Annotated in this window: 18 protein-coding genes and 1 riboswitch; all 18 genes read right to left on the reverse strand. The window is 39.8% G+C overall.

The features are described 5' to 3' along the window. Positions 1-52: 52 nt before the first annotated feature. Positions 53-4342: a translocation/assembly module TamB domain-containing protein gene (locus tag E7A03_RS07810; protein WP_316073975.1), complete on the reverse strand. Its 4290-nt coding sequence runs from the start codon at positions 4340-4342 to the stop codon at positions 53-55. Positions 4343-4520: 178 nt separating this feature from the next. After that, a complete protein-coding gene (locus tag E7A03_RS07815) occupies positions 4521-5981 on the reverse strand; it encodes a TolC family protein (protein WP_315307495.1) in 1461 nt (486 codons plus the stop codon). Positions 5982-6023: 42 nt separating this feature from the next. Continuing rightward, positions 6024-7283 (reverse strand): MlaD family protein, encoded by a 1260-nt coding sequence (locus E7A03_RS07820; protein ID WP_287509026.1) that lies wholly within the window; start codon positions 7281-7283, stop codon positions 6024-6026. Next, positions 7283-8041: an ABC transporter ATP-binding protein gene (locus E7A03_RS07825; RefSeq protein ID WP_004695454.1), complete on the reverse strand. Its 759-nt coding sequence runs from the start codon at positions 8039-8041 to the stop codon at positions 7283-7285. The genes E7A03_RS07820 and E7A03_RS07825 overlap by 1 nt, the downstream gene beginning before the upstream one ends. 21 nt (positions 8042-8062) lie before the next feature. Beyond that, positions 8063-8824, reverse strand: a complete 762-nt coding sequence (locus E7A03_RS07830; RefSeq protein ID WP_004695453.1) for an MlaE family ABC transporter permease — start codon at positions 8822-8824, stop codon at positions 8063-8065. Between the two features lie 30 nt (positions 8825-8854). Continuing rightward, complete coding sequence (locus tag E7A03_RS07835) at positions 8855-10837, reverse strand: SpoIVB peptidase S55 domain-containing protein (RefSeq protein ID WP_316073977.1); 1983 nt, start codon at positions 10835-10837, stop codon at positions 8855-8857. Between the two features lie 12 nt (positions 10838-10849). Continuing rightward, complete coding sequence (locus E7A03_RS07840) at positions 10850-11134, reverse strand: biotin/lipoyl-containing protein (protein WP_004695449.1); 285 nt, start codon at positions 11132-11134, stop codon at positions 10850-10852. An 88-nt stretch (positions 11135-11222) separates the two neighbouring features. Next, a complete protein-coding gene (locus E7A03_RS07845) occupies positions 11223-12563 on the reverse strand; it encodes a phosphodiester glycosidase family protein (protein WP_316073978.1) in 1341 nt (446 codons plus the stop codon). 228 nt (positions 12564-12791) lie between these two features. Beyond that, complete coding sequence (gene mreB, locus E7A03_RS07850) at positions 12792-14177, reverse strand: rod shape-determining protein (protein ID WP_038125913.1); 1386 nt, start codon at positions 14175-14177, stop codon at positions 12792-12794. Further along, the gene (gene murA, locus E7A03_RS07855) at positions 14158-15423 is read right to left on the reverse strand and encodes a UDP-N-acetylglucosamine 1-carboxyvinyltransferase (protein WP_004695444.1); all 1266 of its coding nucleotides are present in this window, start codon (positions 15421-15423) and stop codon (positions 14158-14160) included. Before murA ends, mreB begins: the two co-directional genes overlap by 20 nt. A 200-nt stretch (positions 15424-15623) precedes the next feature. Next, complete coding sequence (glpX, locus tag E7A03_RS07860) at positions 15624-16586, reverse strand: class II fructose-bisphosphatase (protein WP_316059740.1); 963 nt, start codon at positions 16584-16586, stop codon at positions 15624-15626. Between the two features lie 59 nt (positions 16587-16645). Continuing rightward, positions 16646-17290 (reverse strand): fructose-6-phosphate aldolase, encoded by a 645-nt coding sequence (gene fsa / locus E7A03_RS07865; protein WP_024060968.1) that lies wholly within the window; start codon positions 17288-17290, stop codon positions 16646-16648. 13 nt (positions 17291-17303) lie between these two features. Further along, positions 17304-18584: a serine--tRNA ligase gene (gene serS / locus E7A03_RS07870; RefSeq protein ID WP_105087050.1), complete on the reverse strand. Its 1281-nt coding sequence runs from the start codon at positions 18582-18584 to the stop codon at positions 17304-17306. Positions 18585-18709: 125 nt separating this feature from the next. Beyond that, positions 18710-19663, reverse strand: coding sequence for a cation diffusion facilitator family transporter (locus E7A03_RS07875; protein ID WP_024060966.1), 954 nt, complete (start codon positions 19661-19663; stop codon positions 18710-18712). Between the two features lie 152 nt (positions 19664-19815). Beyond that, positions 19816-21102 (reverse strand): guanine deaminase, encoded by a 1287-nt coding sequence (gene guaD, locus E7A03_RS07880; protein WP_021147867.1) that lies wholly within the window; start codon positions 21100-21102, stop codon positions 19816-19818. A 129-nt stretch (positions 21103-21231) separates the two neighbouring features. After that, complete coding sequence (locus tag E7A03_RS07885) at positions 21232-22581, reverse strand: NCS2 family permease (protein WP_024060965.1); 1350 nt, start codon at positions 22579-22581, stop codon at positions 21232-21234. A gap of 53 nt (positions 22582-22634) precedes the next feature. Further along, positions 22635-22733, reverse strand: a riboswitch (purine riboswitch). Positions 22734-22883: 150 nt separating this feature from the next. Further along, positions 22884-24203 (reverse strand): putrescine-ornithine antiporter, encoded by a 1320-nt coding sequence (potE, locus tag E7A03_RS07890; protein WP_021147865.1) that lies wholly within the window; start codon positions 24201-24203, stop codon positions 22884-22886. 62 nt (positions 24204-24265) lie between these two features. Further along, on the reverse strand, positions 24266-26440 hold the full coding sequence (locus E7A03_RS07895; RefSeq protein ID WP_021147864.1) for an ornithine decarboxylase: 2175 nt from the start codon (positions 26438-26440) through the stop codon (positions 24266-24268). Between the last annotated feature and the right edge of the window lie 369 nt (positions 26441-26809).

Here is a 26809-nt window from a genome sequence, read left to right on the forward strand (position 1 = left end):
AATATGACTAGAATGTGCATACCTAAGGGGTTTACACATTCTAGTCATACTCTTAAAAGCTACGTGTCCAACGACCACCTATATAATTGTTCCCTTTTGATGTATGCCATCCCGTGAACTTAAGGTTTCGTTTAACAGAATATTCTATACCATATTTATTTTGTTTGTTATTAATACCTTGAGAATAAGTCAACATGACTCTCGGTAATACATATTTACCGATTTCAATATTATAATTACTTGCCGTATCCCTATTAGTTGGCTCATCGGGATCAATTGACCCTGTTGTAATATTGATGCGGTCTAACCCAAGTGTATTTTGTAATGCATCTTGTACATAGCCAAAAGCAAACATTTGAAGCCCTGCTGTAGCCACAGCATTCACATCTTCATTTGTCAAAGTACTACTATTTGAATCTGCACCGCGGCCGAAGGTCAACATGGAAATGATTTGCTTTCTAGACAATGTAGGATTAGAGGACAATGATAAGTCCATATGATCCACTGTCCCTTTTACGCCAAGCATAATAGTGTAATTACTTACATTTGTTTCAGCCTCTAATTGTAAGTTTGGTAAATAAGAGCCACCTACGAAATGAGCATTCCCTTTTGTAATATTAAATACATGGCTCAAATACTTAAACGTGCCATTTCTAACATCGAATTGACCACTAGCAGTTGGATTTTGTAAGGATCCACCAAAATGAACATCGCCACTGATAAACATGTTGTATAAGGTGCGATCATATAAACGTACACCTTTACCCGCATGAACAGTAACATCCACCCCCATATCTTTGGTACTTTCACTAGATTGTAAGGAAAGAGGAATTTTGAATTGAATCTTTTCAAGATTTAAAGTACCAATAAGGGTCGGCAATCCATCTCGGTCAGCAATATAAAGTTCACCATTCAAAGGTCCTCTTACATATTCACTGCGAACCTCTAAGTCTTCTAGCTGAACTGCCGCCTTGTAATTAGTAAGAGTATGTCCAGACCAATTTACTTTAGCAGCCAAACCAGCTGAGCCTTTGCCCATATTAATACGGGATTGGAAATCACCTTGTTGACCAGAGAAAATTAAGTCACCATCAATACCAGTAATTTGATTTTCTACACTTGCCAATTTCATCGTACCATTACGTACCGATACAGTACCATATGCTTCAGGCTGATCAATAGTGCCTGTAATGTGAACCGTGCCTTTTAACGGACCTGTTGCCTCCTTAACACTAGTTGTAAGAAGAGGGATAACAGCCATATCTGCTTCGTTAAAATCAATAGTTACATCCATAGATTTGCTATCATTTGCTGGAATATACCCAGACGTAAAGATTGCCGCTAATGGAATCTTACCATAGACACTTAGCTTATACCCACTTTTGGCACCTTGAATTCGTTGAATCTGAATAACTTGATCTTGCATTGTAGCCAATACAAAACCTTCATCAATACCAACACCATTAAAGGACCCCGACTCTACAGCACCGGATAATTCTACTTTAGGATTCTTAGTTTCCCCAGTGATATTTACAACGCCAGTCACCCAACCAGTAGCTTGAATATCCTTACCCATAAGTGGCAAGAACGGTACTATATCAACATCCTTTAATGCAACCTGTAAGTCCGCTTGACCATCAAGATCCATCGTACCGCCTATTGCAATGAGACCTTCATCAACAGGCAGTTTCAAAGTTGTAACTTTGAATTTACGATTAGCAAGACTTGCATCGATAGTTGCATCACCAACAATCTTTTCATCAATACTTACATCATTAATCTTGCCTGTTACATTAACGCTTGGATTGTCGCGTGTACCTCCGATTTCAACAGAACCATTTAATTTGCCATCAATGTGTTCATTGGACCGGTCTAGCAAGGTTAGCAAATTCTTTACGCTACCATTAGTAACATCTAATACACCAAATAGTTGTCTACTATCATCAAACTTCATACCACCTTTAGCAGTGTAGCGACCACCATCGGCTTCAGCAAAGGTGAAATCTTGCACATTTACAACCGATTTATCTGCATAAACACGACCATGAATATCGTTCAATAATTCCCCATTAACTGATAAGGCATCGGATGAAATATAGCCATTGAATTGAGGGTTATCCACAGATCCAGTAATTTGTCCTCGACCAGATAGCAAACCATCAACTTTGTAATCCGTATTAATGAGCAATCTGCCCATATCAATTTTTTTGCCTTCAAAATCAATATTAATTGCTTCTTTAGATACTGTACCGCCACCTGTGATAGTTGCACCATAACCTTCAATATCAAATCTATAAAGCTCTAATGTATCATTCTGATAGTTATATTTTGCAAACGCATTGGTCACGAGTTTGCCATAAGCAGAACCATCCCACAAATGAGCACGACCTTCTATAATCGGATTTGCAGCCGTCCCTGTAATATGATTGTCTGTTTCAAACCAACCTGTAATAGGAACATCTGTAACAGTACGAATCACATTTTCAATACGAGCAGCCCGAGCCTTGGCATTTAGATCTAACACATCTGTATTAAGATTATACCAACCATTAACATCATAGCCCCCATCGCCATCACCAATATGTCCATTGGTGATAGTGAGAATATGGTTATCTAGCTTAATATCTCCATGGATATTATTGAATCGAGCCCCTTTATAATGTACCTCTTGCCCCCATACAGTGCCCATTACATTTGGATTATCCAATGTACCTTGTATCGCAAAAGAGGTATTCAAGGTGCCATCAACATCTTGACCAATAATAGGACTTAGTGCGGTCAATGGCAATGCATTACCGGAAATAGTGGCATCTATATTACCATTTTGGATATAGCCATATCCGCTTAGCGCCCCATCTCCTATAGTGCCTACAACGGTCATATTTGTACTATTATCAGCATGCGTAAAGTTAGCTTTTACAGTATCAACCACAACGCCGTGAATACCTATTTGGCGACCTTCAACAGCGCCTACGGCATCTGTAACTTGATTATTTTTTCCTAAAATACGAATCTCACCATCGATATTACCTGTAATCGGTGTGGTCATATCTTTTGTGAAAGTGCCTAAAGGTAAATCTTGAGTATTTATAATAGCATCAAAATCCCCTGTATCAGCTACATATTGACCCTTAATCTTTGCGCTACCTTCACCTATAGACAAGTGCGCATCATCAGTACGAACTAAACCGTTATCATATACGATATTCCCTTGTAAACGATCAATATAGTAACCTTTATAAGAAATACCATCACTAGCAATCGTTGCATCTACACGAGGAGCTACTGTCGTACCACCAATATGTGCACGCCCACCTACAATACCAGAAACACCGACGTCTGTTATCGCCTCTAAATCTACTTTATCGGCCACAACATTAAGATTTAAATACTCTTCATCTTTGCCTAGTGTAACTAAGCCATTGATCTTTGTTACTTGATCATTTACCCTCCAAGAACTACGACTAATAACGATTTGATCATTATTAAGCATAATGCGACCCGTGCCATCGGTAATATTATAAATTGTATTACCCCGTTTATAAGTGCCTGTTAAACCTTTAAAGCCTACATTACCACTCATAATGTATTTGCCATCTTCACTTTTAAGATTTAAATGTAAATCTTGTAACTTACCACTCGTTACAGATAGATCCTTACGAAGTGGAACAAAACTCATAATACCAGCAGTATCAATTTCATCAGCTTGTACAAAGAGATCAAAATTAGATACATTGTTCATATCAATTTTGCCATTCATGGTAATTGCGGAACCATCTACATCCGCAGTAAAGGCGCCTTTAGACATTCCACTCATATTAAGCGCCATGGTCCCATCAAGATTTTCTACATTTCTCTTTATTCCATCTTTAGTACGTAGAGCTACACGACCATCATTAATAGTTACAGAGCCATCAAAAGTACCCGACTTATTTGGATCGGATGGTTTTACTAACTTAGTTATACTCCACGACCCATCAGCTAGTTGCCATATATGAAAATCTGGCGCCTCGACGATTACACTAGAAATAGCCGTAGCCCCTGATGTGTTGCCACCAATAATCTTCGGTAAAGAAGATAATTTAACTCCTACAGCTACCTCTTGAGCAGTTCCAACTAAATGTCCATCTCTATCTTTGATAATCACATCTGTTAGAACAACATCACCATTCCAATTAATTCGGAGAGAATCATAGTCTATAGATCCGTTTATGACATTATTTACTTGTTCTTTAACCATAGGTGCTATGTAAGTTTGAGCCATAGGATTGATACTGGCGCCAACAATACCAGACAAACCTAAAATCGCTGCACCGATAAGGAACCACTTTTTACGGGTCATAATGATACTCCCATACACATTATGAATAATATAAATATATATACTAATCTTACCACAGACACAGTAATAACTATAGTATTTTCAGAGTGAATTTTATAAAACCTATCAATAACACTCATTGTCTATAATGTACCCTACAAGAAAAAAGACGACCGAAGTCGTCTTTTTAAGGATCATATTATTGATTGCCGCCTAGTTTTGACAATTGTTCAACAGCACCACTATTAGCGATAACTTCAGCACCTTGACCTACAGGTGTAGACAATGGAACGCCTGTTAATTGTTCAAGAGCCGCAATGCTAATATTGTAATTGTAAAGAGCTTCTACATAGTTATTACGAGCTGTTGTCAACTTAGTTTCTGCATCAAGTACATCAAGGTTCGTACCAACACCTGCACGGTAACGAAGCGTAGCAATACGGAAACTTTCTTGACCTTGTGCGACTGCAGTTTGTGTACTTTGAATTGTTTGTTCAGCAGCTCGTAAATTCAAGTATGCTTTTTGTACGGCTAACAATACAGCATCAACAGTTGCCAAGTTAGCTTCTTTTGCTTGTTCAAGTTGTGCATTTGCTTTTTTAATAGCATTTTGAGTTGCACCACCATCCCATAAGTTCCAAGTAGCACTAGCACCAACACTCCAGGACTTTGTGCTTGTACCAAAGTAACCATCTGGATCACCATAGCCACGACCAGCTTTTACAGCAACCGTAGGCAAATAACCGGCCTTAGCAGATTTTACAGCTTCTTCTGCAGATTTTACATCAAGAGCCGATTTAACAAGAGCGGAACGATGAAGCATAGCATATGCTTTCGCTTGCTCCAAGGTTACATTATATGGTTTATATTGTAAATCACGCTCTGCTGTAGTGATAGCTGTTTGTGCAGGGTATGCAATAACTTGATTTAAGTTCGCCTCTGCTAAATTTGCAGCATTTTGCGCTTTTACAAGAGATGTTTGAGAATCATCAAGATTTGTTTTAGCGGCCAATACATCAGAGCTCGCCACTAAACCAACATTATACTGTGCCTCTACATTGGTTACATGACCTTGATAATCTTTAACAGCTTGTTGTGCTACATCTACCATATTTCGGTTCATAATCAATGTATAGTACCCGCTAAGAGCATCGTATTTTGCTTGTTGTAAAGCCTCTTCATAGCTAGCACCAGTACCTTCACGAGTATAACGTGCGGAATCAATGTTTGCATCGAGTTGTGGATTGAATACAGGCGCACTAATGGAAAAATTATGACTACCAGATTTGCCACTACCTGTGTCACCGCCCGTTTTTTGAGCACTCCAACCATAACTAACACTTGGATTCTTACCAGCTGCTACTTGGCTTACTGCAGATTTAGCAGCTTCATAACCCCATTTAGTTTGCTTAGCTGTACGATTATTAGCTAATGCTAAATCAACCGTACGGGCTTCGTTTAAAGCTAATGTACGTTCATAGGTTTTACTGTCTAAAACAGATTTTTCTGCTAATTGCTTTTGTGTTAATTGAATAGCTTCTTTTTGATATTTGCTTAATTGGTCTCCGTTGTTAACGGATGTAGTTACTACATCAGCGGCGAATGCACCAGTAGTAACTAAAGAAAGCATTACACCTAAGGAAAGAACCTTTTTATTCATAATATGTACCTCCATACTCATATAGAGTAAATGTGTTAGTCATTAGAATACTTGTTTAATACCGAAATAGGTACCTCCATTCGTAGAACTGAACGGTCTGGTCATTTGAATAACGCCATAGGTATCTTTATGCAAACGTATATCACTACGAATACGATATTTACGATGATTAAGGTCATATAGCGCGGCTGATAAGGATACTGGCCCACGGAGGTTATAATCTACACCGAGACCCAATTCACTTTCAAAAATACCACCACGCACCAACCATTTAGAACTAATAAATCGACCTGCATTCAGATCAAAAGTAGTATCATCACCTATATTAGAAAGGCCAATTTCAGCCAGCCCTTTATTGTTAAAGGCACGTACTCTACCATTGACACGGAATTCATTATCCGTTGTGTTATACAACAAATCTACAGATGGTTCAATCTTGGTAAATGACTTTTTTTCAGTCATACCAACCTCTACACTATTCCCATTTACATCCGTTTGGTACGCCTTTCCGCCCATCAGTTTATTGATGCGAGCTGAAATCTGTGCCGTATTATGTAAAGTCTCTTTAATATTTTCTTGTGCCTTAGGATCTGTTACAGTCGATTCCATGGTACGAGCCATATTATCTACACGATTAGTAGTTTGTTTTAAATTAGTTAAAATAGCACGCATATCATTGCCTGCATTACCATCAGCATTAAATTGCTGTGCTGCTTGATTTAGTTGAGCCGTTACATCCGCCATATTTTGTGTAATAGCTACCGCATTATCAGCCATCACCGCTGTAGATTGCAAGGAATATTTAAGTGCACTTTGAGTTGCAGGATCACCAATAATACTATTGATAGACTGTAGCATCTTCTCAGTGCCATCCATTAACTTTTGCGCACTCTGCATGGCCTTATCCACAGCATCAACGCCTTCACCTTTAACGGAGTCACCATCCTGTAAATATACTTTAGACTGTCCTGGTGAAATTTGAATAAATTTATCACCTAAAAAACCATCTGACCCCAAGGAAAACATCGAGTCACTTGGAATCTGCGTTTTTCCATCAAGCTTCATCTTAACCACAACGCCACGCGGTGTAATTTCAATATCAGAAACAGTCCCGATGGCCACGCCGGAAAATTTAACCTGATTCCCATTTTTTAGGCCATTTACTTGAGTGAAATTACCTGTAATTGTCATTTGCGGTTTAGCCCAAATATCGATACGGCCTACAAATAGTATGCCTGCAATAAATAGAACTATACCTATTATTGTAAAAGCCCCTACCTTGGCCTCCGTCGTCCACTTCATTATATATCTCCCATCGCAGATTCGTTAATCGGCTCTGCTTCACCATGAATAAATTGTTGTACCTTCTTATTTGTAGAATTCTTAAATTCTATTGTATCAGAAATTTCTACAAAATGCCCCTGATCGAGTAAAGCTATGCGGTCAGCAACATAAAATGCTGACTGCATATCATGTGTTACCACGATAGAAGTACAACCGAGCCGATTCTGCATCCCCTTAATTAGCATACTAATCGTACCTGATGTAATAGGATCTAACCCTGATGAAGGTTCATCATAAAGAATTAAACTCGGATCTAGTGCTATAGCACGAGCTAAGCTAACCCGCTTTTTCATACCACCAGATAACTCATTAGGCATATATGACTCATATCCCTTTAAACCAACCCAATCAAGTCTTTCTGCCACAATGCGTTTGATTTCGTCATCCTTTAACTTCGTATGTTGACGCAAACCAAAAGCTACGTTCTCACCTACCGACATAGAATCAAACAAAGCTGAATATTGGAATACCATCCCCATTTTTCTTCGTACTGTATTAAATTCATCTTCAGATAATGTAGTTATATCTGTGCCATCTACGATAATCTGCCCTGATGTAGGACGTTGTAAACCTATTAATAAGCGAAGTAATGTACTTTTACCACTACCACTGCCGCCTAATATAACTAACGTCTCCCCATCATTAATAGTGAGATTAACAGAGTCTAAAATCACACGTGACTCGTAGGCAACTACAACATTGCGTAGTTCAATCATAAATCCCTCTAAAAATATCCACTAAAATAACAATGTAGATAAAAAGTAATTTAATACAAATACTAGAATAATACTAGTTACTACAGAACTAGTAGTGGAAAAACCAACAGCTTCTGCGCCCATTTTAGTTTCCATGCCCTTATAAGCACCTACCAATGCAATGACAGCACCAAACACACTAGACTTTATAAGTCCTAAGGTGAAATCTGAAATGGTAGAAAACATTTGAATAGAATCTAAATATGTACTAGGCGCCAAACCCTTGATAACAGTGGCTACAAAGTAACCACCGGCAATACCGATAACAACACCATAAAATGCCAAAATTGGCACCATAATCATACACGCTACTACACGTGGTACCACGAGGTAACCAACAGGATCAACAGCCATAACACGTAGGGCATCAATTTGTTCTGTTACCTTCATTGTACCAATTTCAGCCGTGATAGCTGCGCCAACACGGCCGGCTAATACTACACCAACTAAGATAGGACCCAATTCACGGCCCATAGCTACAGCCATAAGGCCACCTACTGTACTTTGAGCACCATAGGTAATGAGTACATCTGTAATCTGTAAGGTCATAACGGCACCAGCAAAGAGTAGAGTTAAGCTAATAATAGGCAAGGAGTCTACCCCTAAGTGAGCCATCTGTTGAAATACATGCCACAGATTAATCATTTTTAATTGTTTTATTGTTTGCCACACTAATAATGTAGCACTACCCATCTGCGATAAGCCGTTTATGACGACTCGACCTATCGATTCTAGCCAACTCAACAGTCTATCCCTTTCCCTTACAGTTTCAACTTATTCAGCTGTATTTGTTCCACCAGCATTAGCCTCATCTTTTTTATTGGTTTCTTTCGACTCTTTTTTAGAATCCTTTTTAGACTCAGCTTTATCCGTTTTATCTTTTTTAGATTGATCTTCCAATTCTAACTTGCGTTCCATCTTAATCTGATGTTTCGCTTCTTTGACACGTTTTGCTAATTCTTTATCCCGATCAGCAGGCTTCATTACATGAATCGTAAATTGACCATCACCTTGCACAATGTACTCAGTATCAACAGCAGTCTTTTCAGGTTTCTTTTCATCATCCTTACTAGAACTCAAATCTTCTTGACCTGTTTTTTTCTTTACATCCCCTGGCATAGGTTTTGATTCCACATCTTTAAGCTTAGCCTTTTTAACAGATTGAGAGCCATCTTCATCAACTAAGCTGATACCATCTTCCAAAAATTCTACAACGATTTGATTATTTGTATCTGTCTTTTGAATTTCATCATAAAGCTCATCAAAATCTTTATGAACTTTCAAACGGCGTAAAATTTCATCTGTTAAATTATATTTCTGTTTTTCCAATACGTATGGTAATGGAATCTCGCCACCGCCACGCACCTCTAAGGTATACTTACCAATAGCTTGATCTTCAGGTACCTTAAAGAAAATTTGTTTAATAACCTTTTCACCGCGGAACGGCTCTAATGTTACATCTACTACGATAGTATCCCCAGGAGAAACTACAGTAGACGAAGCAGAAGCATCGATAAGCTTTGCTGTTTTCTTATCTTGCGTTACGTTTGTTTCAACCGAAATATCCGAAATTTCATAGTTGATGAATCGATTGTTCATAAGAACATCAATGACATTATAAAATTCATCAACTGCTTTTTCACTAATAGAATCAGAGCTGTAGAACATATTTGTCCGCGTTAATGGCTTATGTTCTTTCCCTTTTGGCGTAATAGTATAAGAAATTGTAGCCGTACCAGAGCCACTGCGATCCAATGTTTTATTCAACATATTGTATAAGGCTGTAGCTGCTAAAGTTGGTGTCATTTCACCATCTTCAATAACCTTGACGGAACTAGTTCTATCACGGCCCATATCAATATCCTTTAAATGGAATCGCAATGGAATACCTGGCGAAATCACGCCTGATACACCTGCAATACCGGCACCTCTATCTTCGGTAACAGAGCCAATCTCTTTACCCATAGAGCCAAGCTTAAAGGCAGCATTATAGCTTTTTACAACGGTAAAGATACTTGCATTGTGCATAAAATAGTTAGAAGAACCATGTTTTAAGAATGGATGACCAAAGGCAACAATCTTTTCACCATCTACATGAGTAACAGTACCAATAGCGCCCAATTTAAGGTCACCATCAACTAGCAAAGCCGCTACTGAGCCACCAGCTTCTAAAGGTTTTGCAATTTCATCACCACTAGCACTTGCGGTGTCATATGTTTCATATTTATATTGTGGTAACTTCGATTTAAAGTATTCCATTGATGCCGCATCGAAGCCATATGCCATAAGTGGAGTACCTAAAGGAATCAATTGTGTATCATCCCAAGGTTTAGATAAGTTTTTCTCATATGGTATATTCCATAGTTTGACCATATCCTCAATAGGAGTAATCATACCTATCGTACCATCCGCAAACCCCCAGCCATAAGCAACAGCCCCAACGAGTTTACCATTTATATATACAGGGCTACCACTCATACCATGCGCAATGCCACCAGTTTGATCCATAACGGGGCCGGAAAACTTGGCTAAAATAAGATGACCAGATGGTCCCTTATCCTTCATGACACCCAGTACCTTTACATCAAAGGTGGAAATAGTATCCCCTACGATTACAGTTTTTGCAATACCTTCCATACCTGTTGTTACATCATTGACAGGCATAAAATCAATAGCCTGTGCAGTTGTAAGTGAAGTACAGAAGAAAAGCGCCAGTATCGCTTTTCTATACCGACGCCAAGAATGAGAAAACTTCATTCCTTCTCTCCTTTATTTACTTTCTACAGTGACAACGATTTGATCACGAGAAACGTCTGAACCCACTGTAACATTAACCGCCGTTACAGTACCAGTTACAGTAGATTTAGCAGCAGCCATAGGACCAGCCAATGTCTCTACAGTCACCAATGTTTGGCCTTCTGTTACAGAAGTACCAACAGAAACTGTAGAAGCAACTTTACCTGTTAATACACTTTGGTATGATACAGGGGCCGCCATTACAGAGCTAACACTTAAAATACCTAATGCAGCTAAAGCTAACACTACTCTTTTCATAACGATCCCTCCTTTTACAAAATTAGTTATGTATTTATAGTATACTAAATTATTAGTAATATTTCAAACAAAATTGTATGCAACGAATCTATTTTATGATTACTATATCCTCATAACTCATAGGTGCAGAAGATTTGTGTACATAATCATCATTGATAACTATATCAATGCTACCTTGATTTGATAATTCAGCGCCATCAACAACACCTAATTTAGACAATAACTGAGCTCCTTCTTTTTGAGTCACACCTACAGATTGAAGTTCGGATTTATCAACTGTTAGCACAACTAAATCATGTTCCTTTGTGGTTCCAATGAAACTACGACCTTTGTTATTAGATTCATCAGCTCCTACATAGCAACCGCCTTTCATCACCATAGTGCCCACTTCTAAACTAGCCCCACCGGTAGTACTAACTTGAGCAAGTTCTTCTCTATTTTGAATCGTAATAGGTGTTCCAACTTTTATTTTACGTAAAGCATTTCCAGATTCGCCATGACCAGACAATACATATTGGTTTTCCCCAATTTTAGAATTTCCCTTTTGTTTACTAATAACCTTGCCATTAGCTACAGTCACTTCATAACCATATTCATTGGTCTTTGTAGAAGGACCATAAGTTGACGTATAAAGGGTCAAGGCATTCTCTTTACGAACCGTATCAACGGAGGTGATTACAAAACTCTCATTCTTCGTTTTAGCTTGAAGTAAAGGTTTTTTCTCTTCTATAAAGTATCCTCTATTAGGCGTATATCGTAACGTACCACGATTAGAAATACGCTCTAAATCAATGGCTCCATCACTTGCCACTGAGTAAGGTCGTTCAAAACTGCCCCCTTTTACCTTTGCTCCAATGATAGCTGTATGAGCTTGAGTAACAGAAGATAATGGTTTACCTTCTGGAACATGCGCCACCACCATAGGTGAATCATTATCTACGGTCAATGCAAAGGCTTGAATTTTCCCTTCAGCTACGGTGTTATTAATTTTGCTATACGTTACAGATTTATTTACATCTTTTGTAGTCTGTTGCGCATAGCCAGAAAATAAATCCACTACTATACGCGAAGGCTTTTCTAATGCAAACTCATGATGTTGTACATCCTTATTCGCTGTTAATGTTACTCGTAAGGCCCCATTAACCGGTTGTAAGCCAATGCCTTTAAGAACTCCCGTTTTTTTATCATTTTGTGATATGGGGCCAGTTAAACCATTTGTAGTACCCCCTAAGTTCAATGTAAGAGCATGTGTTTCTTCATTATAGGATTGAGTCCAAGATACAGGCATTTCAGATACATCTAAAACAATTCGGCTTGTACCTTCATGATTAGATACGCGCACCCCTGTTAAATTACCGGCCTCAGCATGAGGAACGGTACTACCCAGTAGACCTAAAACAGCAAAAGTCATATACAGATATCGTTTCATCTTTAATTCCTCTATAGCTACAAACCATAATAATGGCCTTATATCATTACATCAATTTTACGCAATATACTTTTACTATAGTATACAGCATAAAGATGAAAAATTCAAAAAAATAAACGAAAAACGAGGTTACAGTCTAAAGATACTCCATACATAAAATAGAATAACTGTAGACCATAACCTCGTCAATTTAAGCTTACATCATCATGGTATATTATTGTAACTATATTATTGTAACTCATCTAATGTATCACGAAGCTGTGACATTTCATCTAAAGCCTTTGCAACACCTTTAATTACTGCATATCTTGGAGATTCTACAAGGTATGCCGCGATTCCAATAGAACGTGTGATAACACGGTCTAATCCATCGATGAGCGCGCCACCACCAGTAAGAATGATACCATGATCATTGATAGCGGCCACAAGTTCTGGTGGAGTTTTTTCTAGAATGGACTTAACGCCTTCCAAAACATTCATCACTTGTGCTTCTAGAGCACGTTGAATCTCTAAAGAATTCACCGCAACCATCTTTGGTAATCCAGAACTTGCATCTCGTCCTCGTACCTCAATCGTACGCTCCTTTGCACGACGATCCACAGTCCCTACAGAAATTTTAATTTTCTCTGCCGTTAGCGGACCAATAACGAGGCGCTTCTTACGGCGGATATAACGGATAATAGATTCGTTAAAAGAATCTCCACCGATGCGAAGTGATTCACTTACAACCACACCCGTATCACAAAGAACGGCAATATCCGTAGTGCCACCGCCAACATCGACAACCATCGCCCCTACGTGCTTAGCATCATTGAGACCAGTCCCCATAGCAGCAGCCAATGGCTCTTCAATAAGGACTGTCTTTTTTGCACCGGTTCTGAGTAAGGCCTCTAAAATGGCGCGTTTCTCTACAGGTGTAATGCCTGATGGCACACATACGATAATACGCGTCTTCATCAATCTAGAAGCAGGTACAACGGAGCGAATAAAGTACTTCAACATGAATTCTGTCATATCATAATCTGCAATAACGCCCGCTTGAACTGGACGGATGACGGAAATCCCTTTTGGAGTACGGCCTACCATAGAACGTGCAGCCTCACCTAAAGCAAGAATATCACCGGTTTTATCATCCCGTGCAATATACGCAGGTTCATCTAATACCAAGCCTTTACCCTTCGCAAAAATGAGGATATTTGCAGTCCCTAAATCAATTCCCAAATCGAAGTTTAAGGATCGATTCAAACGACTCATAAAATCTCCAACTTGCTCAGGTCGAACTAAACGTTTTAATGTCATGGCTGGCGTTGTTTTAGCAATCGCTACAGTCTCACGACTACGTCGTTCAGCACGGCGCATTTTTGTAACTTTAATCATGGTCTCGCGCATATTGGAGGCCAAATGATTAGCTTGCTTTGCCACGCCATTTGAAAGCTTAGTAGACTTACGTTTTGTCCTTCTCAATGGTTTACGTGTAGTACTCGCTTTCGAATTCTCAACCTTTGCAGCACCTAAGTTCTGTTGCTCGTTGTATAAAGCCGGCCCTTTAGAGCGCCGGCTTCTTTTCTTTTTATTTTGTTTTGGCTGTGTACTCTTATTCGTCAACCCGAACAATATCAGCACCTAACCTTTGCAATTTACCTACAAAATCATCATAACCTCGGTCAATATGATGTAAACGACCGACTTCTGTTCTACCTTCCGCAGTCAATGCAGCGCATACCAGCGCCGCTCCAGCACGCAGGTCAGTAGCATTCACTATAGCCCCGTGTAAGCTTGGCATACCTTCGACAATAGCTTGACGATTATCGATGTCAATATGCGCCCCCATTTTACGAAGTTCAGCAACATGCATAAAACGATTTTCAAATACAGTTTCTGTTACTGTACTAGTGCCTTCCGCAATCGTGGTAAGAGCCATGAATTGAGCTTGCATATCTGTTGGGAATCCAGGGTATGGCAAGGTTTTAATATCGACAGCTTTAATGCCTTTACCACTACTGATAACGCGAATGCCGTCGATTTCTTCCTCTACTGTTACACCAGCTTCCTTTAATTTAGCCACTACTGGTTTTAGATGTTCTGGCAATGCATTTTCTACGAATACATCACCACCTGCCATAGCAGCAGCGATTAAATATGTACCAGCTTCAATGCGATCAGGAATAACTGTATGAATAGCACCGTGTAATTGAGGTACACCTTCAATACGAATCACATTTGTACCAGCTCCGCGAATATTAGCCCCCATAGCATTTAAGAATGTAGCTAAATCAACAATTTCAGGCTCTTCTGCAGCATTTTCGATAACGGTTTTACCTTCCGCCATAGAAGCAGCCATAATTACATTCTCTGTAGCCCCCACACTTGGGAAATCCAAATAAATTTGAGTCCCTTTAAGTCCTTCCGGAGCATGAGCATATACATAATCTTCAGTAATTTCAATTTTTGCACCTAATGCTTCAAATGCTTTTAAATGAAGATCAATGGGACGTGCACCGATAGCACATCCACCAGGCATTGAGATTTTAGCCTCCCCTTTACGAGCCAAAAGTGGACCCATGACAAGAAAGGATGCACGCATTTTACGCACAAGTTCATAAGGAGCTTCCGTAGCAGTCAATGTAGAAGCATCGAAAACAATTTCACCATCTGCATTATTACGAGTGATTTTAACCCCCAAAGACTCGATAACTTGGCAAATCGTGCCTACATCTTCTAAATTTGGAATTTCAAGCAATTTACTAGGCGTTGATGCTAGCAAAGTACCGGCAATAATAGGGAGCACTGCATTTTTAGCACTACTAACACGTACACGTCCTTCCAACCGATTGCCACCTTGAATGATTAACTTTTCCAACAGAATTCCTCCTACACTTTATATCGTTCATCTTGTATAAGCTACAAGACCTTGTATTTATAACGTCATATACTAAATGTTATTATACTATTTTTCGATATATCTCATCAAGAGAATAAGAGAAAATACAAAGAAAAAAAGCCCTGAATATATCTCAAAAATTTATGTCCAATTTTTGAGTATATTTCAGGGCTTTATTCTTATTTTGCTTTTAATGTTTTAAGTTTATGATCCATATGCACTGTATCAAGGAAGCGAACTGTACCAGTTTTAGACCGCATTACAATAGTATGCGTACGTGCACCACCTGGAAAATATTGAATTGGATTTAATAAGTTACCACGTGTAATGGCAGTAGCCGCAAAGATAACATCATCAGTACGAACTAAATCATTTAATGTGAGCACTTGGTTTACATCGGCAATATCCATTTCATGGCAACGACGAATTTCTTCATCCGTTTCTGGTTTTAAGCGAGCTTGCATATCGCCGCCTACACATTTCAAGGCTGCAGCCGCTAGTACACCTTCAGGTGCACCACCAGTACCTACAACCATGTGTACCCCAGAACCTTCGATACAACATTCCATAGCTGGATTAACATCACCATCAGAGATGAGCATAATGCGAGCCCCTACTTCACGAGCTTCTTTCATCAAGCCTTGATGACGCTCACGATCAAGCATAACCAACGTGATTTCATCTACATTACGTTCCATTTTAGTCGCTACATTTTTGATATTTTCGGTCAAAGATTTCGTAATATCGATAGCACCTGCACCGCGAGGACCAACACAAAGTTTCTCCATGTACATATCTGGTGCATGTAACAAGCCACCTTTTTCTGCAATCGCCATAACTGCAATAGCACCATTTTGACCTTTAGCAATCAAGTTTGTCCCTTCAATAGGATCAACTGCGATATCTACTTCTGGTCCGCCAGCGCCTACGTGTTCTCCGATATAAAGCATAGGAGCTTCATCAATTTCGCCTTCTCCGATAACCACAGTACCAGAAATGCGAACAGAATCAAACGCTTGACGCATAGCATCTACAGCAAGACCATCGGCTGCATCCTTTTGCCCACGGCCAAGCAAACGACCGCTACGCAAAGCTGCGGCTTCAACGACACGAGCAAATTCCAAAGATAATGTACGATCCATAATGGGCCTCCTTATAAGTCCTCTATGTATTGATATGACTCTTACCTAGAGTCTCTAACTTATTGATTAGCTTGTTTCCAATCTTCCATAAATTTTGCAAGTCCTGCATCAGTCAACGGATGTTTCATAGCTTGCATGAGTACTTTAAATGGAACAGTTGCAATATGAGCACCTGCTTTAGCACATTGAATAATATGCAGCGAAGTTCTCACACTTGCAGCAATAATTTCAGTTTCAATTTCATGAATAGCGAAAATATCTGCAATATCTTGAATTAATGTAAGACCATCCATGCTGATATCATCAATACGACCCACAAATGGACTCACATAACTTGCACCTGCACGAGCAGCTAATAAGGCTTGGTTTGCAGAAAAAATCAAAGTCACATTCGTTTTAATGCCTTCTTTGCTCAAAATAGCAACGGCTTTAAGGCCTTCTGGAGTCATAGGGACTTTAATAACCACATTAGAGCCTAATTTCACAAGGTCATGTGCTTCCGCCACCATGCCTTCTACATCAGAGGAAATGACCTCTGCGCTAACAGGTCCATCAACAAGGTTTGCAATTTCAGAAATAACTTGTTTCAAATCGCGTTTAGCTTTCACGATAAGCGATGGGTTCGTAGTTACGCCATCAATAAAACCAAAGTCATAGGCCTCTTTAATCTCATCAAATTCTGCTGTATCAATAAAGAATCTCATAAAATGCCCCCTCTTATTTAGCCGGTGAAATCACTTCAACGCCACCCATGTATGGCACGAGAACTTTTGGAATTACAACGGACCCATCGGCTTGTTGATAGTTTTCCAAGATAGCGGCTACTGTACGCCCTACTGCAAGACCAGATCCATTTAATGTATGAACGAATTCCGGTTTACCCTTAGGTCCACGACGGAATTTAATATTAGCACGTCGAGCTTGGAAATCAGTCATATTAGAGCAAGAGGAAATTTCTCTATACTTGCCTTGTGCAGGCATCCACACCTCTACATCATAGGTTTTAGCAGAACCAAAGCCCATATCACCTGTGCACAGAGTGATAACACGGAACGGTAATTCTAATAAGCGCAATACTTCTTCTGCATTATCTGTTAATGTTTCTAATTCTTTGAAAGAATCTTCTGGTTTAGCTAATTTAACCATTTCAACTTTGTTAAATTGATGTTGTCGAATAAGGCCACGAGTATCACGCCCCGCAGAACCCGCTTCAGCACGGAAACATGCGGTGAATGCAGTATAGTATTTAGGCAATTCCTCTTCGCTCAAAATTTCACCACCGTGATAATTAGTCAATGTAACCTCAGCAGTTGGAATCAAGAAATATTCCGTTCCCTCTACATGGTACATATCTTCAGCAAATTTAGGCAATTGCCCAGTGCCCGTCAAAGTTTCACGCGTTACCATATATGGAGTCATCATTTCAGTATAGCCATGTTTATCTACATGAAGATCCACCATGAAGTTGATAAGAGCGCGTTCCAAACGAGCCCCTAACCCCTTATACACAGTAAAGCGAGCTCCACTCATTTTGCCTGCACGGTTGAAATCAAGGATATCGAGGCTTTCACCTAAATCCCAATGAGCCTGTACATCAAAATTAAATTGACGTGGTTCGCCCCATTTGCGTTGCTCCACATTTTCATCTTCATCGGCCCCTACAGGAACAGATGCATCACACATATTTGGCAACATCAATGCCGCATCACGCAATTTTGTTTCCACTTCGCGAATACGGTTATCAAGCTCAGCAATCTCATCGCCTACTTTTTTCATTTCTTTGATTTTTTCATCAGCATTTTCTTTGTTGCGTTTTAATTTGCTAATTTCTTCTGTTACAGAATTGCGAAGCGCTTTTAATTCTTCTACTTGGCCGATCAATTGACGACGTTCATCATAAGCGGATACAAAGGTTTTCAGATCGCCTTTTGTATGACGATTATCTAAATTTTGTTGCACTAAATCAATATTTTCACGGACAAATTTTAAATCTAACATACTATAAACCTCATTTTCCAACTATGTTACGCACAATATATTCAATACGTTTAAGTATACCATATATTGGTGTATTTATCATTAAATTATGTGCTATATACTAGACTTCTCACCAATATTTTATATTATTCATCCTCTTCTTCATCTAGCAAATAATCTTTTGCCATCCATTTACGCGTGCCTGTAAAAGAAATGGTCACCCATTTTTCCGTTGGGTTACCGCCGATTTCTTGGTCAATTTCATTGCGAATAGCATCAATTTCAGCAATAGTTTGATATGGAAAACTTTTAGGAACTAAAATATCAATTTCAATGATTCGAGTATTGCCGTATACTTGCACGCTCGTCACATAATCTTTAAAATTATACTTTTCCATAAAGCGATCCATAATTTCTTGCACTTCATTATGCAATGAAGTTGGTGCCCATCCCAATATTTGTTTCATGGATGGCACAATAATACGAAATGCAGATGGTACCATCTGTACAGCTAAAACAATTAATACAATAGGATCAATATAGGTAGCCCATCTAGCATATTCAGTACTTTCTAGCATAGTAGCTACAACGAAACTAATCAAGATAGCCGCTTCTAACAAAGCATCGACATACCAGCTTACATTATCAAATTTAATCAAGTTAGACTGTAAACTTTTATTAATACGACGTACATAAAGATAGTAAGCAGTATCTGCAACAGTAAAGAATATAGCATAGAAAATAGCTGGTCCGAAGTCTACGTGACGTCCACCGCTTAACAAATCCGTAATACCGCTGGATAACGCGTACAGCACGATAAGCAAAATAAAAAAACCTTCCACCGCGAGTACGAGAGGTTCAAATTGCCAATATCCGAACTGAAAGCGCTTACTCGTCTCACGAGCCACTAATTTGGCCGTCATGAGCATCATAATCTTAATAACTACATCGACAAAGGAGAATACACCATCTAATAAGACCGCACTCGACCCGGTCACAATCCCCATTATCGTACCGCTCACAGCCACCAAAGCCATAAGCCCTACGGATTGCATCAGCAGTTTCTGTTCAATGGAGCGCCTTGCCCCTAATATATCCATTGAGCACACTCCTTTCTGACTTATATACATCTTTATTATACACTAATCATCGAAGTGTATAAAATGTATTACAAAAAGTCCACCGTATACCTTATGCACGGTGGACCTTCAATAATCACTAACATATGAACTTTTATTCTATTATATGATAGCTACATAGCCATCGGAGGCTCATCTAACAATTTACCGGCTACATATCTCCCAACAATATGGCGATCATCACCTATATATAGCCACCGTTCCAGACGTTCCTCTATACTCCGTTCATTCGGATCAAACAATTCATGATCATCGATAACAAGAGCATCAAATTCATAGCCGGTTTCAAAGCTACCTACGTCACCAAAGAATTGTCCGCCTCCCTTAGTCGCCATATAGAAAGCTTCCGGTAATGTAAGCGATGCATAGCTGGCATCCACCTCGGCCCACTTCATCTTTGACAAACCCACGGCTTCGGTCAAAACCTTAGCCATACTGATGTCATGGCCTCCTGAAATGTCTGATCCCAGTGCAATGGAAATACCATGATTCAATAATTTTCGTATAGGTGCAATGCCGCTGGACAAATTCACGTTAGAATACGGACAGTGTGCCACCATCGTCTTCGTTTCATGCATCCGCTCCATTTCTTCATCGCTCAGATGAATACAATGAGCCATGACCGTCGGCACTGTACCCATCAGACGATGTTCACAGTATACATCCGTATAACTGGAGGAATCCGGATGAAGTGAATGAACCCATTCAATCTCACCATGATTTTCAGATAAATGCGATTGAATTGGCACATTATACTCCACCGCTAAATCTCCGAGACCACTCATCAGGCGGCTCGTACAGGATGGCACAAAGCGAGGGGTTACAATAGGTCGTACGAGCGGTCCAAACTGTCGAGCCTCTTCAAGCCATACTCTCGTATCATGTAAGGACTGGTCCGTATCCTCAATCAGATAATCGGGACTGTTCCGATCCATATTAACCTTGCCTACAAAAGCGGATAGGCCGGCTTCTGAAAGCAACCTCATCAATAGCAATGTGCTTTCTTTATGAATAGTGCCAAATAAAATACTGCGCGTTGTACCGTAACGCCATAATTCGTTAACAAAAGCGCTATATACCGTCTTTGCGTAGTCTAAATCCGAAAACTTCGCCTCCTCCGGAAATGTATACGTTTCAAGCCAAGGCAGCAATTCTTTATCCATGCCAAGGCCTCGATTGCAAAATTGAGGCGCATGAGCATGGGTATCGACAAATCCGGGAATAATTAAATTATCCCCGTAGTCCTCAACCGGATACGACTCAAATTCGGAGGGAATACTTTCACCACAATATGCGATACGACCGTCACGCACAATCATATAGCCGTTTGGAATCACTGCAAACTCCGCTGGTCGTGATGTATAAATAATATTACCTTTTACTATATAAACGGAATTCATCGAATAATCTCCTCTTTTCAACAATACCGCTTAACCGTAATATACGTACGTCAACTACAATGAACTATAATTGCTCGATGCTACTCTCTCAACAATAAAAACACATATAACAATCCCGACTCTCACAGCTTATATAGCAAAATGTATGATGAAAGCAATGGTCATTACATACATAACAGGATGGATTTCCTTACGACGTCCTGTAATAAGTTTCACCAATGTATAAGAGATAAAACCGAAGGATAAACCTTGCGCAATACTGAAGGTAAGCGGCATAAGAAGAATCGTTAAAAATGCAGGCAACGCTTCCGTAAAATCACCGAAGTCGATATGCGTCACTTCACTCATCATAAATACACCTACGATAACGAGTACCGGAGCTGTTGCTTGAGCAGGTACCAATAAGAATAATGGCGCAAAAAACAGAGCGATTAAATATAATATACCCGTTACGCATGCCGTAAGACCCGTACGTCCACCATCGGCAACAGCGGCCGCACTTTCAATATAGGAAGTTACCGTAGACGTACCGATGATTGCACCGGCCGCGGCACCTATAGATGTACATAGTAATGCATGATTTAACCGTTTAAATTTACCGTCCGCATCAACGAGATTCGCTTTTCGCGTGACACCGATAAGCGTACCGATGTTATCAAACATATCTACAATTGTAATAGAGAAAATAATAGACAAAAATCCATATTTAATAGCACTCATCACATCCAATTGAGCAAATGTATCCACAGGAAATGGCGGCACCAAGTTGAAAATATCCGCACTAGTTTCAGGGACCTTTGTATAACCGAAAATCATGGCCGCAACAGTCGTGATAATCATACCCAACAACAAACCGCCCCTCACCTGCTTGGCTAAGAGCACACTGGTGATGAGCAAACCGGCCAATGTCAACAATACCGCAGGATCCTGCATATTGCCAAGTGTTACGAATGTGGCCTTATCCGCTACGATAATATGAGCATTTTTAAATCCGATAAAAGCAATAAAGAGACCTATACCGACACCAATAGATGTTTTAAGTACCTTGGGAATACCGTCGATGATAAGATTCAAAATACGCGTTATTGTCAAAACAATAAAGACAGCACCGGAAATAAATACGGCACCTAGTGCGGTCTGCCAGGTCAGTCCCATCGATCCGCATATGGTATAGGCGAAGAATGCGCTAAGTCCTAGTCCCGGAGCGACGATAACCGGAACGTTCGCTACTAAACCGATTAAAATTGTCGTAAATGCGGTCGTCAAAATAACTGCCGCAACCGTACTTTCATGAGGCATACCGGATGCAACCAGCAAATTCGGTATAACCGCTAAAATATATACGGAAGCGATGAACATAGTTATGCCCGCAAAAATCTCGGTACGCACATTCGTACCATGCTGAGACAGCTTGAAAAATTTATCAAGCCAGCACCGGTCCTGTCCGTGTCTCACACTCTCATTCGACATCGAATTCATCTTACTTACCTCCTAACTTAAAGAGAAGAAAATAAATAAAAACGACTACAAGAGCATCACAAAATAGCTCTTGTAGTCGTGAATATCGGTTCCCGCTAGAAAGCCTTGACCCATCATGTCAAGGGTATACAAGGTATAGTCTTACTATGAAATTATATATATCAATTGTATAAAATATGTACCGAACAAATATGTCTTAGTTTAAGTATAAAATTATTTTTATATACTGTCAATAATAAATAATAAATAATAAATAAACATCCTAACAATGCGCCTCCCTCAGGAGGCGCATCGTATAAAGACTATTTCCCGAGATTTCGTTCCAAATCAAATCGGTCCGATACAAAGCCGTACAAGGTCCAGCCCGCAAAGGTTACAATGGCACCATATGTCATTGCTTCAAGACCGGATGCATATAGCGCATATAAGCTATAAATGGAGCCAATGAAAGCGATAAAGGTTGTCCCCTTCAATTCGCCGCCACTGCGGCCCGTAGCTTTCATCAACACGATGATAGCCCCCATCGACAAGAGGTATGGAATGATATTCGTTACAACCGCTAAATTAACGAGCGTTTCAAACTGTTCACTCAAAGATGGACTGATTGTCATCAAGCTGAGGAAGGATTGAATGATTGTAATCGTTACCATACCAACTACAGGTGCATCTTTAGATGTAATCTTGCTGAATAATTTAGGGAAATATCCTTCGTCCGCAGCACCTTTAAATACATTGGCAATGGTAAACTGCCATCCGAGTAAAGATCCGAAACACGACATAACCATAAGACCCATAACGATTTTACCGGCTACACCGTTAAACATGGATGCAAAGGCCAAACCAAACGGTGCATTACTGTTAACGAGTTCATTTGCAGGAACAATACCAAAGATCATATTGGTGGATACGATATAAATAACTGCAACCCCTAATGTACCACCGAGAACTGCTTTCGGTACATTCTTTTCAGGATTATCTACGGCATCCGCATTTGCACAGGCGGACTCAAGGCCAAGAAATGCCCATAAAGTCATAGCGATGGAATTAGTTGCCGCTTCGCCGAACGGCATATTATTAACATTCCAGTTCGCCACATACATATCTGTTGAGAAATAAGCCCAACCGACTGTACTGATTACGATAACCGGTGCAATAACACCCCATACCGTAAAGCTGGATACACGTCCCGTGATGCTGGCACCACCGAAATTCAACGTCGTCGCCAACCACAATGTGACAATCGTATAAATACCGGTCAACAACGGAGTCAACGTAACATCTGCAAAGGTCGCCGCATAGCCTACGGCTGAAATAGCGATAGCAATATTGGCGATTAAAAGAGACACGCCATACGTATAATTCGCCATAAAGTTCCCCGCCTTGCCAAAGGAATATTCGGCATAACCGCCCATACCGCCGCCTTTACGACTGTACATACCGCACTTTGCAAAAGCATAGGCCAAACACATGGAACCTACAGCTGTAATCAGCCATGATACGATTGACAATGATCCTACCTGCGCCAATTTTGTAGGCAGCATGATAATACCTGAGCCCATCATATTTACAGCGGTCAAAATTGTAAGCTGCAATACGGACATCTTATTTTTGCCTGTACTCATAGTTACCTCCTTTTATCTTGTGTATTGTACCGCCGGAAAACCTCCGACGGTACACAGAGGAATTATTTTTCAAATTCTTTTTTCAACACATAACCGAATGCTTTCTTCGTTCCATCCGGCTGTTCCGTAATGTATACGCCTTGAATTTCCGGAGCAAATCCAGGTAATTTGTTGATGCCTTCTTCCAACGCCAAGAAGTAATCACAAGCAGTTTTTGACCAACATTCGCCCGGTTGTACGCACAATACCCCTGGAGGATAAGGAAGCGCACCTTCAAGAGCGATGCGCCCTTCCGCTTCGCTCAACGGTACAAGTTCACCTTTGCCGCGCTGGAATTCAAAATTAGCTTCCTGAGGATTCATAACATATTCCGGGAAGTAATCATATAAGAACAATCGTTGTTGCAAGATACTTACATTCCGGTCTTTATAGAAGTCATGCATTTCCTGACATAGCTGACGAATGTGATATCCCTTGTATTTATCCAAGTGGCTGTAATAAATGGACGGCAATACATCTTGCATAGGTGCATCAGCTTCAATCAATTGTTCAAATCGGACAAGTTGCGCCACTAAATCATCCATCTTCGTCTTTGTTTCCGCCGGTGTCATCAAGAACAGAATGGTATTCAAGTCACATTTTTCAGGAATGATTCCGTTTTCACGCAAGTAGTTTGCAAGAATATTGGCATGAATACCGAAATCTTCGTATTCACCCGTTTCCACATTAATACCCGGTGTAATCAATTGAAATTTACAAGGATCTATGAAATATTGACCTTTGCCATAGCCTTTAAAGGAATGCCATTTCGCATCCGGTTCAAATGCGAAGTAATCCACATCCTGTGCCATTTTCTTTGTGTCGCCGTCTTCCCACTTTTTACCATGTACAACCGGTGGTACTAACGGACGTAGATATTTACAGTGTTTCAATACGGCTTTACGAGCTTCGATAACCGTTTCCACACATTCAATCCATAATTTTTTACCCGCTTCGCCTTCATGCATTTTTGCATTTACGTCAAGGGCTGCAAACAACGGATAGAACGGTGATGTAGAGGCATGCATCATAAACGCATTATTCAAACGTTTATGATTTACATAGCGGTCTTGCCCCTTAATATGCTTATCCTTCTTATGAATCTGAGATGTCTGTGAGAAGCCCGCCTGCTGCTTATGAACGGATTGAGATACCAGGATACCAGGATCATCAGGACCAAGTTCCAAAAGCAACGGACTGCAGTCTTTCATCATAGGGATAAACTGTTCATAGCCGACCCAAGCGGAATCAAAGAAGATATAATCACAGAGATGTCCGATTTTATCGACTACCTGACGCGCATTATAAATGGTCCCGTCATACGTTCCCAATTGAATAACCGCCAACCGGATAGGCCGCTTTGCCTTTGCTTTCTTAGGATCTTTTTCAGCAATCAGCTTGCGAATATATTTTTCATCAAAGCAATGTTCTAAGATACCGCCGATGGACCCGAACGGATTACGTGCCGTTTCAAGATATACAGGTGTTGCGCCGGACATGACGAGCGACCCGTGACAAATCGATTTATGATTATTGCGATCGTATAAAACAATGTCCCCAGGAGTAAGTAATGCATTTAACACGACCTTATTAGAAGATGATGTTCCGTTCAATACAAAATATGTTTTGTCCGCATTATACACCTGTGCAGCATGTTGCTGAGCCTCAACTGCGGAACCTTCATGAATCAGAAGATCACCTAACTTAACGTCCGCATTACAAAGATCGGCGCGGAATACATTTTCTCCGAAGAAATCATAGAAAGCACGTCCTGCAGGATGCTTGCAGAAGAATTGCCCCCCTTGATGCCCCGGGCAGTCAAATTGAGAATTACCGTCCTCTACGTAATTTGCCAAGGCCTGGAAGAATGGCGGTAACATAGATGCTTCATATTTTGCAGCAGCCGCTTCAATCTGTCGTTTATATAAATCAAAATTTGTAGTTGATCCGTCGATAACACGTTCCACCTTACCGATAAAAGGAGAAATATCTACAGACTTATCAAACACAACCAAGAAAACCGGTATACCAAAGGATTGTACCAACTCATTTTCAAGTACATCTGTATCGGACTCGCTAATGACGATGGCCCCCACATCGGTAAAATCAGTTTGACTAAGCTCCACATTTGTACGCCCTTCCATAGAACCGAAGTAGAATTGCGCCTTATGAGAGAAAGCAATTTTTAAATGTTTCATGATGTGTTTCCTCCTAAATTATGTTAACAACGATAATTTAAAGAATATAACTTACACATAGGGTTGATTTATAAAATTTATTAATGAATTCACCTTTACTAAATACACCTCCTTGTTTTAAAGGTAATTCACGTATCTATATTTCTATCTTAACATCTGAATTTTTCATTTAAAAGTGTTTAATTATACACATATATCATAATTATACATTGTGCATGATTTAAATGTATAATCTATACTATTACAGGTATGTGTAAATTTAATCACATATATCTCTATAATATTGGAAAATCAACGATAAATACTATATATCCATGTTCTTTTATTTCATCACAAAGTAAATCAAAATTTTTTATGTATATCATAATG

Source organism: Veillonella parvula (assembly GCF_032472435.1).
Lineage (GTDB): Bacteria > Bacillota > Negativicutes > Veillonellales > Veillonellaceae > Veillonella > Veillonella parvula_N.

Bases quoted from the DNA above. Each gene is read 5' to 3' on its own strand.
- E7A03_RS07810 (WP_316073975.1), bottom strand. From the start codon at position 4,342: ATGACCCGTAAAAAGTGGTTCCTTATCGGTGCAGCGATTTTAGGTTTG.
- E7A03_RS07815 (WP_315307495.1), bottom strand. From the start codon at position 5,981: ATGAATAAAAAGGTTCTTTCCTTAGGTGTAATGCTTTCTTTAGTTACT.
- E7A03_RS07820 (WP_287509026.1), bottom strand. From the start codon at position 7,283: ATGAAGTGGACGACGGAGGCCAAGGTAGGGGCTTTTACAATAATAGGT.
- E7A03_RS07825 (WP_004695454.1), bottom strand. From the start codon at position 8,041: ATGATTGAACTACGCAATGTTGTAGTTGCCTACGAGTCACGTGTGATT.
- E7A03_RS07835 (WP_316073977.1), bottom strand. From the start codon at position 10,837: ATGAAGTTTTCTCATTCTTGGCGTCGGTATAGAAAAGCGATACTGGCG.
- E7A03_RS07840 (WP_004695449.1), bottom strand. From the start codon at position 11,134: ATGAAAAGAGTAGTGTTAGCTTTAGCTGCATTAGGTATTTTAAGTGTT.
- E7A03_RS07845 (WP_316073978.1), bottom strand. From the start codon at position 12,563: ATGAAACGATATCTGTATATGACTTTTGCTGTTTTAGGTCTACTGGGT.
- glpX (WP_316059740.1), bottom strand. From the start codon at position 16,586: ATGGATCGTACATTATCTTTGGAATTTGCTCGTGTCGTTGAAGCCGCA.
- fsa (WP_024060968.1), bottom strand. From the start codon at position 17,290: ATGAGATTCTTTATTGATACAGCAGAATTTGATGAGATTAAAGAGGCC.
- serS (WP_105087050.1), bottom strand. From the start codon at position 18,584: ATGTTAGATTTAAAATTTGTCCGTGAAAATATTGATTTAGTGCAACAA.
- E7A03_RS07875 (WP_024060966.1), bottom strand. From the start codon at position 19,663: ATGGATATATTAGGGGCAAGGCGCTCCATTGAACAGAAACTGCTGATG.
- guaD (WP_021147867.1), bottom strand. From the start codon at position 21,102: ATGAATTCCGTTTATATAGTAAAAGGTAATATTATTTATACATCACGA.
- E7A03_RS07885 (WP_024060965.1), bottom strand. From the start codon at position 22,581: ATGAATTCGATGTCGAATGAGAGTGTGAGACACGGACAGGACCGGTGC.
- potE (WP_021147865.1), bottom strand. From the start codon at position 24,203: ATGAGTACAGGCAAAAATAAGATGTCCGTATTGCAGCTTACAATTTTG.
- E7A03_RS07895 (WP_021147864.1), bottom strand. From the start codon at position 26,440: ATGAAACATTTAAAAATTGCTTTCTCTCATAAGGCGCAATTCTACTTC.